The sequence below is a fragment of the Singulisphaera photorubra genome (genome assembly GCF_045290345.1).
Taxonomy (GTDB): domain Bacteria; phylum Planctomycetota; class Planctomycetia; order Isosphaerales; family Isosphaeraceae; genus Singulisphaera.
The window spans coordinates 4,030,912-4,049,574 of record NZ_CP155447.1; the positions used below are offsets into that span (position 1 = coordinate 4,030,912).

The 18,663-nt window shown below is 62.6% G+C and carries 17 protein-coding genes; all 17 read left to right on the forward strand.

Translation table 11 applies throughout. The annotated features are described in order from the left end of the window. Positions 1 to 131: 131 nt before the first annotated feature. The 17 genes from V5E97_RS15305 (at position 132) to V5E97_RS15385 (ending at position 18,649) form a co-directional block, all read left to right on the forward strand. Positions 132 to 1,001: an ABC transporter permease gene (locus tag V5E97_RS15305; protein ID WP_406700172.1), complete on the forward strand. Its 870-nt coding sequence runs from the start codon at positions 132 to 134 to the stop codon at positions 999 to 1,001. Then, complete coding sequence (locus V5E97_RS15310) at positions 991 to 2,016, forward strand: N-acetylneuraminate synthase family protein (protein WP_406700173.1); 1,026 nt, start codon at positions 991 to 993, stop codon at positions 2,014 to 2,016. Before V5E97_RS15305 ends, V5E97_RS15310 begins: the two co-directional genes overlap by 11 nt. After that, positions 2,006 to 3,298: a UDP-N-acetylglucosamine 2-epimerase gene (neuC, locus tag V5E97_RS15315; RefSeq protein WP_406700174.1), complete on the forward strand. Its 1,293-nt coding sequence runs from the start codon at positions 2,006 to 2,008 to the stop codon at positions 3,296 to 3,298. Before V5E97_RS15310 ends, neuC begins: the two co-directional genes overlap by 11 nt. After that, positions 3,295 to 4,011 carry an acylneuraminate cytidylyltransferase family protein gene (locus tag V5E97_RS15320; protein WP_406700175.1) on the forward strand — a complete coding sequence of 239 codons (717 nt, stop codon included), beginning with the start codon at positions 3,295 to 3,297 and terminating at the stop codon, positions 4,009 to 4,011. The genes neuC and V5E97_RS15320 overlap by 4 nt, the downstream gene beginning before the upstream one ends. Beyond that, complete coding sequence (locus V5E97_RS15325) at positions 4,008 to 4,736, forward strand: class I SAM-dependent methyltransferase (RefSeq protein WP_406700176.1); 729 nt, start codon at positions 4,008 to 4,010, stop codon at positions 4,734 to 4,736. The genes V5E97_RS15320 and V5E97_RS15325 overlap by 4 nt, the downstream gene beginning before the upstream one ends. Then, on the forward strand, positions 4,736 to 5,794 hold the full coding sequence (gene asnB / locus V5E97_RS15330; protein ID WP_406700177.1) for an asparagine synthase (glutamine-hydrolyzing): 1,059 nt from the start codon (positions 4,736 to 4,738) through the stop codon (positions 5,792 to 5,794). Before V5E97_RS15325 ends, asnB begins: the two co-directional genes overlap by 1 nt. Beyond that, positions 5,737 to 6,480 carry an asparagine synthase-related protein gene (locus V5E97_RS15335; protein ID WP_406700178.1) on the forward strand — a complete coding sequence of 248 codons (744 nt, stop codon included), beginning with the start codon at positions 5,737 to 5,739 and terminating at the stop codon, positions 6,478 to 6,480. The genes asnB and V5E97_RS15335 overlap by 58 nt, the downstream gene beginning before the upstream one ends. Beyond that, on the forward strand, positions 6,473 to 7,609 hold the full coding sequence (locus tag V5E97_RS15340) for a Gfo/Idh/MocA family protein (RefSeq protein WP_406700179.1): 1,137 nt from the start codon (positions 6,473 to 6,475) through the stop codon (positions 7,607 to 7,609). The genes V5E97_RS15335 and V5E97_RS15340 overlap by 8 nt, the downstream gene beginning before the upstream one ends. Then, positions 7,606 to 8,718: a Gfo/Idh/MocA family protein gene (locus tag V5E97_RS15345; protein WP_406700180.1), complete on the forward strand. Its 1,113-nt coding sequence runs from the start codon at positions 7,606 to 7,608 to the stop codon at positions 8,716 to 8,718. Before V5E97_RS15340 ends, V5E97_RS15345 begins: the two co-directional genes overlap by 4 nt. Further along, complete coding sequence (locus V5E97_RS15350) at positions 8,715 to 10,022, forward strand: ABC transporter ATP-binding protein (RefSeq protein WP_406700181.1); 1,308 nt, start codon at positions 8,715 to 8,717, stop codon at positions 10,020 to 10,022. Before V5E97_RS15345 ends, V5E97_RS15350 begins: the two co-directional genes overlap by 4 nt. Positions 10,023 to 10,060: 38 nt before the next feature. Further along, positions 10,061 to 10,951: a class I SAM-dependent methyltransferase gene (locus V5E97_RS15355; RefSeq protein WP_406700182.1), complete on the forward strand. Its 891-nt coding sequence runs from the start codon at positions 10,061 to 10,063 to the stop codon at positions 10,949 to 10,951. A gap of 3 nt (positions 10,952 to 10,954) precedes the next feature. After that, positions 10,955 to 11,935 carry a polysaccharide deacetylase family protein gene (locus V5E97_RS15360; protein ID WP_406700183.1) on the forward strand — a complete coding sequence of 327 codons (981 nt, stop codon included), beginning with the start codon at positions 10,955 to 10,957 and terminating at the stop codon, positions 11,933 to 11,935. A gap of 81 nt (positions 11,936 to 12,016) precedes the next feature. Then, the gene (locus tag V5E97_RS15365; protein WP_406700184.1) at positions 12,017 to 13,513 is read left to right on the forward strand and encodes a hypothetical protein; all 1,497 of its coding nucleotides are present in this window, start codon (positions 12,017 to 12,019) and stop codon (positions 13,511 to 13,513) included. A gap of 241 nt (positions 13,514 to 13,754) precedes the next feature. Next, positions 13,755 to 15,020 (forward strand): cytidylyltransferase domain-containing protein, encoded by a 1,266-nt coding sequence (locus V5E97_RS15370; RefSeq protein WP_406700185.1) that lies wholly within the window; start codon positions 13,755 to 13,757, stop codon positions 15,018 to 15,020. Then, complete coding sequence (locus V5E97_RS15375; RefSeq protein WP_406700186.1) at positions 15,004 to 15,876, forward strand: N-acetylneuraminate synthase family protein; 873 nt, start codon at positions 15,004 to 15,006, stop codon at positions 15,874 to 15,876. The genes V5E97_RS15370 and V5E97_RS15375 overlap by 17 nt, the downstream gene beginning before the upstream one ends. Before the next feature lie 45 nt (positions 15,877 to 15,921). Further along, on the forward strand, positions 15,922 to 17,397 hold the full coding sequence (locus V5E97_RS15380; protein WP_406700187.1) for a hypothetical protein: 1,476 nt from the start codon (positions 15,922 to 15,924) through the stop codon (positions 17,395 to 17,397). A 19-nt stretch (positions 17,398 to 17,416) separates the two neighbouring features. Continuing rightward, entirely contained in the window at positions 17,417 to 18,649 is a 1,233-nt protein-coding gene (locus V5E97_RS15385; protein WP_406700188.1) for a glycosyltransferase family 4 protein, read from the forward strand. The last annotated feature ends 14 nt before the right edge of the window (positions 18,650 to 18,663 follow it).

Below are 18,663 nucleotides of genomic sequence, written 5' to 3' on the forward strand. Positions count from 1 at the left end.
TGTGGTTTTGGCTTTTTTGAAATGATGACGTATTTGTGATAAAAGGCTGAGAGCCGTGAGTTCCTTCCGCGGGATCAGTGACGCCCGGCAAGCGAGAGTCAAACCCGTGGCCAATGGCGGGGTAAATCGCAATGACGACGCTGATGTGTTCCACGGAGCGGGACGACACACTCGGGAGCGAGGGCCTTGGCTTCCGGATCCAGCCGGAGTCGGGCTGGACCTCGCTCGATCTTCAGGAGATGTGGCGGTACCGGGAACTGCTCTATTTTCTCGTCTGGCGAGACATCAAGGTCCGTTACAAACAGACTGCGTTGGGAGCGGCCTGGGCCGTGATCCAACCTGTCTTCACGATGGTCGTCTTCAGCCTCTTTTTCGGCAAGCTGGCCAAGATCTCCTCGGACGGCATTCCGTACCCGATTTTTAGCTACGCGGCGCTCGTGCCCTGGTGCTTTTTCGACAACGGCCTGAACCTCGCGTCAAACAGTTTGGTAGGGAGCGCGAACCTGATCAAGAAGGTCTATTTCCCTCGGCTGGCAATTCCGATTGCGACCGTCTTGTCGGGGGTGGTGGACTTCGCCCTCGCCTTCATCGTTCTGCTGGGGATGATGTTTTACTTTGGCATCGTGCCGACGATGAACCTCATCTGGTTTCCATTCTTCCTCCTGCTGGCCTTCGTCACTGCACTGGGGGCGGGCCTCTGGCTCTCGGCTCTGAACGTGCAGTATCGAGACGTGCGCTACGTGGTGCCCTTCCTGTCCCAAATCTGGTTGTTCTCGACGCCGGTTGCCTACCCGAGCACCCTGCTGAGCGAGCCCTGGCGGACGGTCTACGGCCTCAATCCGATGGCCGGTGTCGTCGAAGGTTTTCGGTGGGCGCTATTGGGGACCGAGACCGCCCCGGGCCCGATGATCGCCGTCTCGGCGTTGGCCGCGTGCGCGATGCTGGTGGGCGGAGCCTACTACTTTCGGCGGATGGAGGCGAGTTTTGCCGATGTGGTCTAACGGCGGAGAACCTCATTGCCTGGTGATCGGTGAGGTGGCGCAGGCACACGACGGCAGCCTCGGCCTGGCGCACGCATTCATTGATGCGATTGCCGCGGCCGGCGCCGATGCGGTCAAGTTTCAAACGCACATCGCCGCCGAGGAGTCGACGCCCGGCGAGCCCTGGCGGGTTCGGTTCAGCTGCCAGGACGCGACCCGGTACGACTACTGGAAACGGATGGAGTTCACCGAGCCGCAGTGGCAGGGCCTCAAGGAACACGCGGAGGCAAGACGCTTACGGTTCCTCAGTTCGCCCTTCTCGGTCGCGGCCGTGGACTTGCTGTCACGCGTGGGGGTCGCCGCCTGGAAAGTGGCCTCCGGCGAAGTGGGCGACCCGGCCGTGTTCGAGCGGATGGTGGCGACCGGCCTGCCGCTCCTGATCTCGACCGGCCTGAGTCCGCTCGCCGAGATCGACGCCGCCGTGGCGTTTGCCGAGTCGCGAGGACGATCCGTGGCTGTTCTGCAATGTACAACCGCTTATCCGTGCCCTCCCGAGCAGGTCGGACTGAACTTGCTCCCATTTTTCCGCGACCGCTACGGCTGTCGGGTCGGGCTCTCGGATCATTCGGGGACGATCTACCCGGGCTTGGCGGCGGCCACCCTGGGCGCTGACCTGATCGAGGTTCACGTCACGCTCAGCCGAGAAATGTTCGGTCCCGATGTGTCCGCCTCACTGACCACCGACGACCTGAGGCAGCTTGTTGCAGGGGTCCGCTTCATCGAGGCGATGCGCGCCGGCCCGGTCGATAAGGATGCGATGGCGCAGGAAGTGGCCCCGCTTCGTGGCCTCTTTACCAAGAGCGTGGTCGCCGGAGTCGACCTCCCCGCCGGTGCCGTCCTCCGAGCGTCGGATCTTTTGACCAAGAAACCTGGAACCGGCATCCCCGCCCCGAGGCTGGTCGAACTCGTGGGCCGTTCCCTGCGGCGGCCACTCGTCGCCGACACCTTGATCTCGGAGGACGACCTTGAGCCCTGAGAAACGCCGCAAAGTCTGTGTGGTCCTGGTGGACCGGGCCAACTACGGCCGGCTCAAGCCGGTCATGAAGGCGATCGACGATCACCCTCGGCTGGAACTGCAAGTTCTGGCGGCGGGAACGATGGTCCTCGAGCGGTTCGATCACCCGGTGCATGTCGTCCGAAAGGATGGCTTTCCCGTCGACGGCGAGGTCTACATTGAACTGGAGGGCTCGACGCCGGCGACGATGGCGAAGTCGGTCGGGTTCGGCGTGGTGGAGTTCGCCAGCGAATACCAGCGCTTGAAACCGGACCTGATCCTGGTGATCGGCGACCGGTACGAAGCCCTGGCGGCGACCGTCGCCGCGGCCTTCATGAACCTCTGCATCGTCCACCTCCAGGGAGGGGAAGTCTCCGGGTCGATTGATGAGAGCACCCGGCACGCGATCACCAAGCTCGCTCACTATCATGTCCCGAGCACGCGGCGATCGGCCGAATACATCGTGAGAATGGGCGAGCGGCCGGAGTCGATCCTGGGGCTGGGCTGTCCGAGCAGCGATATCGCGCGGCAACTCGATCGCGACCTTCCGTCGCGGGTCGTCAACTCCGGCGGCAGTGGCGCCTTGATCGACGTCGACCGGCCGTTCCTGCTCGTGATCTTCCACCCCACGACAACGGAGTACGGTGGCGAACGTCGGCAGATGGAGGAGGTCTTGGATGCGCTCCATGACTTGCGGATGCCGACGATTCTGCTCTGGCCGAACATCGACGCCGGCTCGAACCACGTCAGTAAAGCAATCCGAAGGTTCCGTGAGCGGGCTCGGCCCGCCTGGCTCCGGACTCTGATTAACCTGGCGCCCGAGGCTTACTTGAGGGTGCTCGCCCGAGCGGCGTGCGCGGTCGGCAACTCGAGCAGCTTCGTGCGTGACGCGGGCTACTTCGGAACGCCCGTGGTTCTGGTGGGCGACCGTCAGTTGGGCCGTGAGACGGATGAACATGTAAGCAGTGTTCCGCCGGTGGCCGCCATTGTGGCCGAAGCGACGCGAAGGCAACTTCGCGAGGGCCGCTATGCCCCCAGCGCCCTCTATGGGGACGGTCATGTCGCCGATCGGGTGGCCGAAGCGCTGGCGGATCTCACTCCGTATGTTCAGAAACGCCTCCATTACATCTATGACGAGTGCGGGGATGGGCTAACTCGGCTCCACAACGCGGTGGTGGCAGCGACTGTGACCGTCTCGGGGTGTGGGGCCATTGAGGCGAACTGCGACCTCCCGGCGGTGAGTGGAGCAGGAGGGCCACCATGAAAGTTCTTGGTGTGGTGACGGCCCGTGGCGGCTCGAAGGGGATCCCCCGCAAGAATGTCCTCCCGCTTTGCGGTAAGCCGCTCCTTCAATACACCGCCGAGGCCGCGCTGGCCTCGCGCCGGTTGACTCGGGTTGTGCTGAGCACCGACGACCCCGAGATCGCCGAGGTGGGATATCGTTGCGGGCTAGACGTTCCCTTTCTTCGACCCCCGGAACTCGCGGGCGACACCTCCCCGTCCTTGCCGGTCGTCCGACATGCCGTGCAACAGGTCGAGGCCGAGGATGACGTCTACGAGGCGATCTGCCTGCTCCAACCCACACATCCGCTCCGGCGCCCGGAACTCATCGACGCCTGCATTGAGACGCTCGAGGCTGGAGAGTTCGACGCGGTCGTGACGATCCTGCCAATCCCCTTGGTTTACAACCCGCATTGGGCCTACTTTCGAGATGTTGACGGCCGGCTCCACCTCAGCACGGGGGAACCGGAACCCGTCCCCCGACGGCAGGATTTGCCCCCCGCCTACCACCGTGAAGGGTCGGTCTACGTGACCCTGCGCGACATCCTGATGGAGGATCAGAGCCTGTACGGCAAGCGGCTGGGCGGATTCGCGGTGGACCCGACATGGAGCGTCAATATCGACGGACCGGAGGACTGGGAGCGAGCCGAAGCCCTGGTCCGAGCCGAAGCCCTGCTTTCGGGGAATCGAAATTGAAAAAATTCGAGTGCGTTTATCTCCTGGTGGAACCGTTCACACTTCCTCTGCATAAGGTGGTGCGCCGGCGACTGCGGGCCCTGGTGGGCGCTCTCGATCGTCCGGCCGAGATCCTGGACGTGGGGGGGAGGAAGTCGCATTACACGATCGGAATCCCCGGATCCATCACCATCACCGACTTGCCTCGAGAGACTGAGGTCCAAAGGAAGCTCCACCTGGGGATCAACGGGGAGATTGTTGAGAAAACGTATGCGCGACGGAGCAACGTCAAGGCCATTCTCTATGATGACATGACCGAGTCGATGCTGCTTGATGGGTCGTTCGATTGCGTTGTGGCCGTCGAGGTTCTCGAGCACGTGGAACAGGACGCTGAGTTTGTCCGCCAGGTCCACCGGGTGTTGAGGCCGGGCGGCGTCTTCCTGATGACCACGCCGAATGGGGATTACCTCGACAACCATAACCCGGATCACAAGCGGCACTACACTCGCGAGCAACTCCAGGCGCTTCTTGTGGCACGCTTCGGAGCCGCCGAGGTGGACTACGCGGTTCGAGGCGGGACCTTTCGCACCCTGGGACTTCGTCCTTGGTCGGTCCGACGGCCCTTGCAAACCGCCGTGGGCATGGCCAGCAACATCATCAACACCGTCCAGTCCTCACCAGCTTCGCTGAGACAACAGGCCCGAGGGACTCACCACCTCGTGGCCGAAGCGCGGAGGAGCGACTGATGTGCGGGATCGCCGGGGTCTTTGGCCAGGCCGTCGGGCCGTCGCCGCTGGAGGTCATGGTAGGCTGCCAGCGCCATCGAGGACCGGACGCGTTCGGGATGTGGACAAGCCCTTCGGGGCTGGCCGCCCTGGGGCACCGGCGTCTGAGCATCCTCGACCTCTCGGACGCAGGCCGGCAGCCGATGGCAAGTGATGACTCGAGATATCAGATCACATTCAATGGGGAAATTTATAACTACATCGAACTGAGAAATGCGCTGGGCGGGATGGAATTATTCCGAACCCGGACCGACACCGAGGTCTTGCTGGCCGCCTTCGCCCGCTGGAACTCCGCCTGCCTTGACCGCCTGATCGGAATGTTCGCGTTCGCAGTATGGGACGAGTGGAACCAGACACTCTTCGCGGCTCGCGACCGCTTTGGAGTGAAGCCGCTCTATTATTATGAACCCCCAAGGGGCGGCCTTTGGATCGCCAGTGAGATCAAGGCACTCCATGCCGCCGGCGTGCCACTTGAACCGGACGAGGGCACCTGGGCGACCTACCTGGCGTCGGGTCTTTACGACCATGACGACTGGACGTTCTGGAAAGGAGTCCGCCGCTTGCCTCCGGGGGGTTGCTTGTCCTGGTCGCCGAATGGTGGTCTGGCGGTGAGGACCTGGTACGACCCCGCCGACGCCGTGCTTGCTCGCACGGGGGGGCCGTCGAGCGAGTTCAGGGCAGGGGACGAGTTGCTGGGTCTCCTCGAAGAGAGCGTTCGGCTCCGGTTTCGCTCCGACGTACCGGTCGGTCTCTGCCTGTCAGGCGGCCTGGATTCGTCACTCCTGCTTGGTCTGGTGCGCCAGGTGCTGGGGCCTGGGGCTCATGTTGAGACGTTTACATTTGATTGCGGCGACGCGGCCTATGACGAGACGCCCTGGGTGCAGACCATGCTGAGGGACGCCCGATGCCCCGGCCATTTTGCCGGCTCACAGCCAGCGACGTTCCCAGACTGGCGGCACGGATGCAGGCGTTTCAAGACGAGCCGTTCGGCGGCCTGCCCACACTCGGAATGGCCCTGATTCACGAACAGGCCCGGGAGCTTGGGGTGGTGGTTCTCCTGGACGGTAATGGGATGGATGAGGCCTGGGCGGGCTACGACTACTATCGCCGGGCCGGCGCGATCGACACCAAGATCGGACCGGTTCAAGGGACTTTCACCCCGTCGACCCATCACCCTTGTCTGCGGCCCGAGTTCGCGTCACGGGCGCGTCCGTTCGTCCCGGAGCACCCCCTCCGCGATCCGCTTCGCGACTTGCAATATCGCGACGTACGGTACGCCAAGATTCCCAGGGCGATGCGCTTCGCGGATCGATGCTCAATGATGTATGGAAGAGAGCTTCGTGAGCCGTTCCTCGACCACCGGATCGTGGAGTTGGGGTTAGCCCTGCCCGCCGCATACAAGATCCGGGACGGGCAGGGCAAATGGCTGCCCCGTCGGATCGCCGAGCACCTGTTGCCTGACGGGGTGCGCGAGGCCCCCAAGCGACCGGTTCAGACGCCCCAGCGCGAGTGGCTCCGAGGACCGTTGGCCGGCTGGGCGGACCATCAGATCGAGGTGGCGCTGGCCGGCTGGGGGCAGGACTGGTTGGACCCGGTGGCCACGCGGGCAGCCTGGCGGGACTACCGCCAGGGTCAGTCCGATAACAGCTTCCCGATCTGGCAGTGGATTTCTCTGGGGATGATCGCGGGGGACGAGCATGGGTAATACCACAAGCCTCGCGCGACAGGTCGTGGGACGCCTTCGCCAGGAAGTCAGGCGACGATACCTCGAGGCGGGTGAAGCGGGCTGGGGCAAGCCGGCCCCGGGGCCGGCACGGTTGCTCGGACCCTCGGCTTCGCAGTCGTTTCGGGTGGGGGTCATCGGAGCAGGGCCGCAAGGGTTGGCTCAATGCCAGGGTTTGCAGGCATTGCGAGGGGTTGAAATCGCGGGAATCGCCGACATCAACCCGGCGCGGCTCAGCACGGCTGGCGGCCGACTTGGGCTGCCGGCACAGAATTGCTTCGAAGACGCCGCCCAGTGGCTCGAGGAAACCACTCCACTCGACTTGCTCTGCGTGGCGACGACCGCACCGACGCACGTCATGCTCGGTCGGGTCGGGATTCAGACGGGGGCAAAGCGAATCCTGCTCGAGAAGCCAATCGACGTTTCGCTGCACGAAGCACGCGGCTTTGTGGCGGAGTGTCGCGGGGCAGGGATCCCGCTGGCCGTCAACTATTCAAGGCGATGGATGCCCGATTACAGGGCGATCAAGCGGTGCATCGGGAAGGGCGTGATCGGAGCGCCGCGGAGCCTTGCGATCATCCTCGGCAAAGGCGAGTTGGCGATGCACGGATCCCATTTCTTTGACCTGAGCCGTTACCTTCTGGGGAGCGAGCCGGAATGGGTCGTCGCCCACCTCGAGCCTCCCACCGGCGCCAATTCCCGTGGGGCGAACTTCGAGGATCCGGCCGGGTTCTGTCTCTTTTCCTTCCAAAATGGGGCCCGCGCTTACTTTGACTTCTCGTCGGATCTCCAACTCAAGGACCCGTTTTTGACGATCAAGGGGACGCTCGGCCGGATCACGGTCGACGAACCTCGGCAATTCTGGACCTTTCAGAGCCGCAGCCAGCGCGTCTGGACCGTTCCGTTCGTGGAAGCGATGAAAGCCTCCACCTTGTTCGCCCGGGTGGCGGCCGAACTGCTCTCGGATACACCCCCCGCCTCGGAAGGGGCCGATGGGGTCGCGGCACTGGAAATGATCCTGGCGGCCCACCTGTCCCACCGACGTGGGCATCAGCCCGTCACCCTGCCGCTCGCGAGTGGAGAGGCCGATTTGGGCCTTGAGTTCCCATGACCCCGTTCGACCGGATCCAGTGCCTCGACCTCTCCTGGAGTGTGCCGCCCGACGTGGGGGAGTTGCGGGTCGCGATCCTAGGCGCGGGCAAGATGGCCCGGCTTCATCTTGAGGCTCTGAAGAGTCTACCGGGAGTGCGCCTCGAAGCGATTTGTAGCCGTTCTGGAACCTCCGCGGAGCGCCTGGCTGGCGAGTTCGGCATCCCCCGAAGTTACCGAGACGCCGCCCGGCTGCTCGAGGAGACGCGACCAGACGCGGTGTTTGTGGCTGTGAGCCACGCCGTCACGCTCGAGATCGCCTCGCTCGTGCTGGAAGCCGGAGTCCCTTGCCTGTTGGAGAAGCCGGCGGGATTCAGGTCGGTTCAAACCGCTGACCTGGCAGGCCTGGCCGACGCTTCCCACTGCCTGAACATCGTGGGGCTCAACCGCCGCTATTACAGCACCATTCAACAGGCCCTCCTGGCGGTCTGGCAACAGGGACCCGTGCGGGGAGTCCTGGTCGAGGCCCACGAGCCGATCCTGGAATATCGCAGTCGAAGGGAGTTCGATGGCGAGTTGTACGACCGCTGGATGGTCGCCAACACGATCCACGCCATCGACCTGCTCCGCCTCATCGGCGGCGAGGTGGCCGAAGTGCGAGGGCTTGGCCAGTGCATCAACGAGCCGCACGGCGATCACTTTTCGGCAACTGTCGGTTTCGTGGGGGGAGCGATCGGGACGTTCGTCGCTCACTGGAACTCGGCCCGCGGATTTGGCCTGAAGATCTACGGCGACGGAGTGACCGCCGAGCTCTGGCCTCTCGAGCAGGCCTTTCTCCGTTATGACACGGGCCGACGTCTCAAACTGACACCGGACCCAGTCGACATTCGCTGTAAACCGGGCCTCTATGCTCAGGATGCGGATTTTCTCCAGTCGGTCTGCGACCGCACGCCGGCCCCGTTCCCAGCGTCGGATTTACATGACAATGTACGGACCATGCGGCTTGTTGAAGCGATCTCCGGGGTTGTGACCGTTCAGGCGGTGGATTCCCCTTGCCTGGGCGCGGGAGCCGGCGAACCAAACGGCTCGGTCAGTCAACCTGGGCGTTCTCACGAACTGAGGTTGAGTTGAACGACATCGTGATCCGTGCCAAGGGACTCTCCAAACGCTATCGGATCGGCGGTCCTCGGGTCCGCTACAAGACCCTGCGCGAATCCGTGGCGGCCGCGGCCACCGCCCCATTCCGCGCCCTCTGGTCCAAGCGCCCTGAAGTCGGCGATGGGGACCGGATCTGGGCGCTCAAGGACCTCTGCTTCGAGGTCGAGCGGGGCGAGGTGATTGGCGTGATCGGTCGAAACGGGGCCGGCAAGAGCACCTTGCTGAAAATCCTCTCGCGGATCACCAGGCCCACCGAAGGCTACGCCGACCTCAAAGGTCGAGTCGGCTCATTGCTCGAAGTGGGCACGGGATTCCACCAGGAACTGACCGGGCTCGAGAATATCTATCTGAACGGCGCGATCCTGGGAATGAGGCGCCAGGAGATCAATCGCAAGCTCGACGAGATCATCGAGTTTGCCGAGGTAAGCCGATTCATCGATACTCCCGTCAAGCACTACTCCAGTGGAATGTATCTCCGGCTGGCGTTTTCCGTGGCGGCTCACCTGGAGCCCGAGATCTTGCTGGTGGATGAGGTCCTGGCGGTGGGGGATGTCGGTTTCCAGAGAAAGTGCTTGGGAAAGATGGAAGACGTGGCGGCCCAGGGAAGGACGGTCCTTTTCGTCAGTCACAACCTGGCCGCGATCAAGGAGCTTTGCCGCTCGAGCCTCGTCCTGAATGAAGGCAGGATCGATTTCCGGGGCTCTGCCGTCGAGGGTCTGGCCCACTACAGCCGGGGGCTCGCTCGCAACGACGGCGAGGTCCGCGTGAGTGGAACCGGGTGGCGTGACGTGCGCGTGAACGGCCGACATGACGGAGGCGTCGCCAGTCTGGCGGCCTCGGAACCGTTTTTGGTCGAGGCGCAACTCGAGCTCGACGCCGACTACACCGGCGGGAACATATTCTGCATCGTGGATGATTCGTCGGGAACGATGCTCGTGCACCAGCGGCTCGACGGCGAGACACTCTGGTCGCGGGACTTGCAGGCGGGTCGCTACCGCGTGGGCGTGGAGTTTCCGGCCCTCTGGCTCGCCGCCAATCTCTACACGTTGCACTTCAAATTCATCGGCTGGAGAACCGGCGGGGGCACCGAGCGGCACCACTCGGAGCGTGTGATGCTCGACGTCACCAACGATGTGAACGGGGTGGGTCGTGCCCTGCTTGCCCCGTCGGCGCGATGGTTGCTATCCGCCGAACCTGATCAGGGCGGCGGGGAGCGCAAGGACCGGCCAAGCGTGAACGGCCGTGGCTCTTCTCTCCTTGCCTGCGAGGATCATTGAGACCGATCGGACCAAACCACTCATTGGGAAATCCTCCGATGGGAATAGGACAGCAAAGCGAGACACTCGGGTATTTTCGAGAGCACGCCGAGGATTGGCGGAAGAAGGCAAACGCGCAGGATCTGCTCAGGGTCAACGTGATCCAGCAGCGGAACGGATTTGTTCTTCATGTGATCAAGAGCCGGGTCGAGACACGATCGGCCCTGGATGTCGGCAGCGGGACCGGCGACCTGGTCTGCGCGATTGCACGACTCGGGATCTCTGCGACGGGGATCGACTTTGCCGACGAGATGATCCGTCTCGGTCGGCAACAGGCCGAACAGAACCGGCTTGTGCAAGCCGACTTCCATTGCGGCTCGATCTTCGACTTCGACCTCACCACGAAGCGGTACGATCTGATTTCCGCCAACGGGTTTATCGAATACATCACCCCAGCGCAGCTCGAGCAGTTCCTCGATCTGGCCCAACGCGCCTTGAAACCAGGAGGTTCTCTCGTCCTGGGCTCGCGGAATCGGCTCTTCAACATGGTCTCGATCAATGCATTCACGCTCGAAGAACTCACCGCGGGGGCGGCTGACCTGCTGCTCCGAGAGGCGGTGGCCCTTGCAGGGGGGGCATCCCTCGACGAACTCGCCGAGTCTGATACGGTCAGACTCCAGGACACGGAGACCACCCATCCCTATACAGGGGTCGGCGTCTCGACCCGGTTTCAATACACCCCCGTGCAACTGATGAAGTTGGTGATCGCCAGTGGCCTTTGCGTGGAGCAGATCTACCCGGTCCACATCCATGGCGTACCTCCCGCCTTCAAGCAACAACAGCCCGAAGTTCATGTGGCCATTGCGAATCGCCTTCAGGAGTTCGCACTCGACGGAATTTCGCTCGTTCCCTACGCCTCAACCTTCATGCTGCATGCGCGGAAGGAGTGATCGGTGGCTCCTCTTACGATTGTGATGTATCACTATGTTCGTAATCTGAGGCGATCACGCTTCCCTGCGATCAAGGGGCTCTCGACGGAGCGGTTCAAGGAACAGATCGGTTACTTTAAGCGGCATTACACCATCGTGAGCGGAGCCGATCTCATCGGCGCGGTGGCCTCCGGACAGGAACTCCCCCCGAATGCGCTGCTCTTGACGTTCGATGACGGTTATCTCGACCACTACACCGAAGTGTTCCCCATCCTGGATCGCGAAGGGATTAGCGGTTGCTTCTTCCCGCCGGCTCGATGTGTTGTTGAAGACGTCGTGCTGGATGTGAACAAGATCCATTTTGTGCTTGCCTCCGTTCCCAACACGTCGGAACTCGTTCAACGAGTCTTTGGCCTTCTGGATGAATACGGACCACGATTCCGAGCCGAGGACAAGCAGGATTACTGGGAACGGTGCGCTATGGCCAAGCGTTTTGATTCCCGAGAGGTGGTTTTCATCAAGCGACTCCTTCAGCGCGAACTGCCTGAGGAGCTCCGGCGGCTGATGATCGATGCCTTGTTCCGACAGTACGTCAGCTCCGACGAAGCCTCCTTCGCGCGGGAGTTGTACATGAACGAAGATCAAATCCTCTGTCTCCATCGTCACGGGATGCATCTCGGAAGTCACGGCTACGCCCATGTCTGGCTAAATCGTCTCGGTCGGATCGAGCAGGAACAGGAGATCGACACCTCCTTGGAGTTCCTGAGGCGGATCAACGGAAAGAACGACGGCTGGATGATGTGCTATCCCTACGGGGCCTACGACGAATCTCTGCTCTCGGTGCTGAGACTGCGAAACTGCACGGTGGGATTGACCACTCGAGTCGACCTGGCGGATCTCAGTCACGATGATCCTTTGACCTTACCCAGGCTTGACACGAACGATCTTCCGAAGACCGCGGATGCTCCACCGGCACAATGGACACTGCAGACCTGCAATCGGTAAACATGCACGTGCCAGCACGATTTGCAGGTCGTGAACAGTCCGGGCCCTCTTTTCCACGGGGCTGTGGAGGTGAACGGCGTTATGACCTTCATGTCATCCAAGACCGAGGGCCGCTCAGTCAGGACCGCCGCGCCGGGGGTTGTGGTGCTGAGCTCGTCATTGCTCACCGACCGGATGCTCCTCTTCACCCGGTTCCTGGACGAATTGAGCCAAGGAACATGCGCCACGGTTTGGGCCACCACCGCTCGGGAGGAGCGGTTTCGAGATCTCTGGGACTCGGCTTCGGCGATCGTCGAGCCGTTTCCGGCGGTCCGTCCGTTCCGAGAGTTCCCGCACAACTACCTGCGCAGGTTCAACGAGTACGTCTGGGACTTCCGCCAGCGTCCCCCCAGCCGGCTCAGCATGATGCGCCACGTGCGGAAGCGGACCCGGGCCCGTCATGTTCGGGCCCTCGAGCTACCGGCCAGGGTACTGGCCAGGCTGAGGCTGGAGCGACCGCTCGAGGACTGGCTGGAGCGGCTCATGCTCGCCTATCCACGAAGTCCCGAAGCCCTGAGCCGATTGAAGACACTCCAGCCTGCGGCCCTTGTGACCACTGGCCCCTTCCGGTACGACGAGCCCGCGATCGTTGCAGTGGCGAAGAACTTGCGGATCCCGACCCTGGCGCTGATCACCTCGTGGGACAATCTCTCGACCAAGGCGCGGATGGTCCTCAAGTATGACGGTTACCTCCTCTGGTCGGAGCAGATGAGGCGCGAACTCCTCCACTTTTACCCGGACTCCGCCCGAGTCCCCTCGTACGTCGTCGGCGCTCCGCAGTTCGACGCCTTCTTCCAGCGGAGATTCCAGCGATCGCGCGAAGAGTTTTGCGCATCCCAGGGGCTCGAACCCCAACGGCCCCTGATCGTCTACGCACTCGGCTCCCCGAATTTCTTGCGAGAACACCACGGCGCGGCCTACCTGGCCGAACGAGTGGCTCGTGGCGACCTCGGAAACGCACAGCTCCTGATCCGCCCCCACCCGGTGTTCGACAATGGCAATGAGGCCGAGGCGCTTCGCGGGATCAGTCCCCAGGTGATTGTCCAACGGACCGGCGCGGCCGGAGCCGCTCTCACGGAACGTTCTCAAGACGAATTCCAGATCACTGAATGGGTGAATACATTTCGGCATGCTGATGTTGTGGTTAACCTCTCCTCCACCGTCGTGATCGATGCCGCAATCTTCGATCGCCCCGTTGTGAACTTGAACTACGACCCCGAGCCAGGACGCCCGAATCAGGCGCTGGTGAAGGATGCGAACCACCGTTGGACCCACTTCAAGCCCGTGGCCGAGTCGGGCGGAGTCTGGCTCGTCAACGAGCCTGACGAGATGGTGGAAGCCGTGAAAGGCTATTTGCAACATCCGGAGCTGCACCGCGCGCAGCGGCGTTGGATCGTGGAGTACGTCTGCGGGCGGTTGGACGGGAGCTCTGGAGAGCGCATGGCGGCGGCGGTCCTGAATTTCATTCAAGGGACGGGCGGTTCGTCGGACGTGGCATCAATGCCTTCCGCGTTGGCTTCCACCGTGGGCGCCGACTGAACTTGGCCAAACGAGCCGGCACGGATCGTTGGCGACAGAATCTCAGAAAGCGCAAGGGCTCGGATCGAGTCGCATCAACCCGCCTCACGGCGAGTCAGGCTGGTTCGTCGGTGTAGAGAGCAGGCGGATTCGGAAATCGACGTTGGCTGAAGAATGAATTGTGAGAACTTCACGGTATTCCAAAAAGGGAGCACGGCCTTTCTCCGTTGCTTGCCATCAACGGTAGTCGGTCCGATCACTTATGAAACACCCCGATGAGATTCTCGCCATCATCCCCGCCCGTGGGGGATCGAAGGGCATTCCCCGGAAAAATATTCGTCCCATCGCTGGGAAGCCATTGCTGGCCTACACCATTGAACACGCACGGCGGACGCCCGATATCACGCGGATCGTCGTCTCGACCGATGACGGCGAGATCGGAGCGGTCGCGGAAGACTGGGGGGCGGAGGTGATTAAGCGTCCGCCGGAGCTGAGCGGGGACGAGGCCTCGTCGGAGTCGGCATTGCTCCACGCGCTCGATCAACTTCGGAGGGTGGAGGGCTACGATCCAGGTCTCGTGGTCTTCTTGCAGGCGACTTCGCCGTTGCGGCGGCCGGACGATATCCAATCGGCCATCACAACGTTCATGGCCGAAGAGGCCGACTCGCTCTTCTCGGCTGGCCCGGTCCACGGCTTTATCTGGCGCCGGGAGGCCGGCCGGCTCTCGTCGTTCAGTTACGACTACCGGAACCGGCGGCGGAGGCAGGACGCTCCAGAGGAGCTCGTGGAGAATGGTTCGATTTATATCTTCAAGCCCCAAGTGCTCCGAGCGTCCGGGAATCGCCTGGGCGGGAAGATTGCAACCTACCTGATGGACCCGCTCGACTCGCTGCAAGTCGATGAGCCCTCCGATATGCCGCTCTTCGAACGGCTTCTCGCGGTTCGAGTCCCTTGTTCGATTCTTCCCGCCGGTTCCGGGTCGGTTCGCATGCTCGTTCTCGATTTCGATGGGGTGATGACCGACAACCGCGTGCTGGTGGACTGCAACGGAAACGAGGCGGTCTGGTGTGACCGGGGCGACGGCTGGGGAATCGCTCGCCTGAAGGACGCCGGCATGGAGATCGTTGTTTTGACCACCGAGATCGTCCCGGTGGCGGCCGCCCGCTGTCGCAAGCTTGGTATCGAATGTATCGATGGGTGCGAGGACAAGCTCACCGCGCTCCGGGAGATGGCCTGGAGCCGCGAGTTGGGGCCGAATCAGATCGCCTACGTCGGCAATGATGTCAACGACCTCGACTGTCTGCGCTGGGTGGGACTGCCAATCGCCGTGGCGGACGCCGTCCCCGAAGTGCTGGCTGCCGCGGATTGGGTTACCGCAAGACCAGGGGGGCGGGGGGCCGTTCGCGAAGTGGCGGATCACCTTCTGAGGGAGGCGGTGAGTGCGACGGGATCGACCGGAAACCGACTCCGCAACGGAGTCTGGACCGACAGGAATGAGGGAGGCGCATCCAATGGCACGACAGCTTGAAATCGGCGGACGCTACGTCGGTGAGGGCCAGCCAGCGTTTGTCGTCGCCGAGATCGGGATTAACCACAACGGTGAGCTGGAGACAGCCAAGCGGATTATCGACGCAGCCAAGCTCGCTGGTTGTGATGCCGTGAAGTTTCAGAAGCGGACGCCGGAGCTTTGCGTTCCCCCCGCGCAGCGGGACCTGATTCGCGAAACGCCCTGGGGTCCGATGACCTACATGAACTATCGCCGGAGAATCGAGTTCGCGAGCGAGGAGTATGACGAAATCGACCGGTACTGCCGGGACCGACAACTCATCTGGTTTGCTTCGCCCTGGGATGAGCCCTCAGTTGACTTCCTGGAGCGCTACGACCCCCCTTGCTACAAAATCCCTTCGGCGGCTCTGACCGACGACGATCTGATCCGCCGGATGCGGGAGACCGGTAAGCCGTTGATCCTCTCGACGGGGATGTCGACGATGGAACAGATCCGGACGGCCGTCGAGGTGGTGGGGAGGAAAAACCTGCTGATCGCCCACTGCACCAGCACGTACCCCTGTCGGCCGGAAGAGCTCAACTTGCGGATGATTCTGACGCTGCGCGACGAGTTCGACTGCCCCGTCGGCTACTCGGGCCACGAGGTCGGTCTGCAAACAACTTATGCGGCGGTCGTCCTGGGGGCCTGTTTCATCGAGCGGCACGCCACGCTCGACCGGGCCATGTGGGGGAGCGACCAGGCCGCCTCGGTCGAACCCAGCGGCCTGGGCCGCCTGGTCCGTGACATCAGGACTATCGAGCAGGCGCTGGGGGACGGGCAGAAACGCGTCTATGACAGCGAGCTGCCGGTGTTGCAGAAATTGCGGCGGAAGAACTGAGCGGCTCGACCCCTCTTCGTACTCACCCGATTCGAAGATAAACCGATGATTGATACTGAGGTCGAAAGGCCCCACGTCGTGCTCGTCGTGCCGCGCGGGGAGTCGGTGCGAACGTTCCTCTATTCCGACACTCTCGGTTCCCTGGCCGCAAAGGCGCGGGTCACCTTGCTTTCGGTGATCGACGACGCGAAGTTCACGGATCACTTCCGATCATCTTGCGATGAGCTCATTCCGCTCCGATACCATCCCGAGCATCGCGTGGTCTCGTATCTTCGCATGATCACCGATACCGCGCACGATCGCTGGCTCTGGAGCGAGGTGGCGAAGAACCGCTGGGAGATTCGCAGGGAGGAGGCGAAGGGGGGGGCCGCGCGCCTCAAGCGGGCCGTCCTGGAGGGGGTCTCGTGCGGGTTCGCGTTCCGTCGCGGGCTGGAGTTTCTGACCGGCCTGGAGCGGTACGTCAACTGGACGCTGAGGCCGACCGGCCACTTCGAGGCGCTCTGGGCGGAGTTGAAGCCGGATCTGGTCTTCAACTGCTCACACGTCCACGGTCCGGCGGGCGAACTCCCCCTCAAGTCGGCGCACCGTATGGGGATCCCCACCGCGGGCTTCATCTTCTCGTGGGATAACCTCACGTCGCGGAGCCGGATCTTCGTTCCCTACGACGATTTCATGGTCTGGACCGACCGGATGCGTGATGACCTTCTCCGGCTCTATCGAGGGGTCCAACCCGATCACGTCTTCGTCACCGGGACACCCCAGTTCGACTTTCACTTCAAGGACGAGTACCACCTGAGCCGGGAGGAGTTGTGCCGGCGGATCGGGATCGATCCCAAACGCCCCTTCATCCTCTATACCACGGGGGTCGACAAGCACTTTCCCGAGGAGTATCGGCACGTCGAATCGGTCATCGGACTGCTGCAAGAAATCGAACCGGAGGTCAGACCCCAACTTGTGGTGAGGACCTATGTCAAGGGGACAAGTCCGGAGATGAGGGCGCTCGCCGACCGCAGGCACCCCGACGTGGTCTTTCCCCCCGTCCTCTGGGAGGAGAAGTGGTACACCCCACAGTACGAAGACCTAGCGCTCTACACGAGCCTGTTGAGGCACACATGCCTTGGCATTAATGCCGCATCAACGGTTTCGCTTGAGCTGATGATTCACGACAAGCCGATCATCAATCTCGGTTTCGATCCCCCCGGCAGTCATCTGCCCTTTATTTTGCGGTTTGCGCGGCACATCGACTTCGACCATTTTCGCCCCGTCGCCCAAAGCGGAGCTACGATGGTGGCACGGTCGGTCGACGACATGAGGGCGATGCTCCATCAAGGTTTGACGCGACCATGGGATGGTCGCGAGGCGCGAAAATCATTTCTTCGGAGCATGTTCGGGACTTCGCTGGACGGCAACTCCGGTCGGCGGGTCGCCGATCGGCTCCTCGCTCTGGCCGGGCGCGGACGCACCGGCCGGTTCGAGGAGGTGCCTGTCAGCCCGAACGACAGCGCGACGATCGGCGTCTGACAATTTGGGAGCGCGAGCCATGGAGAGCAAGCCTCGTCTGGGTGTCTTGACGCACGTTATGCCCTACCCCCGGAACGCCGGCCAACAGCAGCGCGTCTATTACACACTCAAGGCCGCGAGGGAAGAGTTTCATGTGACCTTGATCGCCCCGGTGCGCGATCAAGAGCTGCCCGAGGCCCGGAAGCATCTCGACGGGCTCTGTGATGAGTTGCTCGTCTTGCCGTCGATTGAGGACGTCGGCCGGGCTGCCAGGTTATCGGCCGCCGCCAAGTCGTTGGTCTACTGCGCCGCCACCGGTTTGCGACGCTCCAACTATTATCTCGGGGGGCTCCAATTCGACCCGAGCGTCGTTCGAACGCTCATCGCGGATCGCCAGTTGGATTGCCTCCTTTTCGAGTACTGGCACGCCTACCGATGCGTCGAATCGTTGAGAGACCTAATCCCCAAATTCGTGCTTGATATGCATAACGTGCTCTGGGTATCCCACGCGCAAAAGCTGAATGACCGTCGCGACCTGCCGGGACCCTGGAAGCGGTGGTCCGTCGCCAGATACAGGACGGGGGAGGAGCGAGCCTGGAGGATGTTCGACGGAGTGATCGCGATCAACCAGGAGGAACTGAAATATGCCTCGTCGGTCGTCAACGGCTGCGCTGATATGTTCTATGCACCGATGGGGATTGACCTGGGGGCGTGGCCGTACTCCTGGAGCCCGCAGCGCCCGGCGCGGGTCGCCTACTACGGCGGCCTCGGGAGCCCGCACAATCAGCAAGCGGCCTTGAGGTGCCTCGATCGGATCATGCCCGAAGTCTGGGATCGCGCTCCTGAGACGACGTTCTGGCTGGTGGGCAGCAACCCTCAAGAAACCTTACTCAAGCGGTCCGAAGACCCGCGAGTCAGAGTGACCGGCTTCGTTGAAGACGTCCAGCAGGTCCTCCGGACGATGACCGCCGTGGTCTGTCCGTGGTCGGGGCCTTACGGTTTTCGCAGCCGCCTTGTCGAGGTCATGGCGCTCGGGGTTCCGGTGGTCACGACGCTTGATGCGGTCAGCGGCATGGAGTTGGAAAACGGCCAGGGCATCCTGGTGGGTGAGGCCGACAATGACCTTGCCCGCCAGGTTCTCCGGCTTCTGAACGATGACGACTTCGCCGCCGAACAGAGCCACAGGGCTCGCTCCCAGGTCGAGGGACGCTATGACGTCCCGAACACCTACGGCAAACTCATGAAAGACCTGAAACAGTGGTCATCCCCTTAAATAAAGGGCTAAGG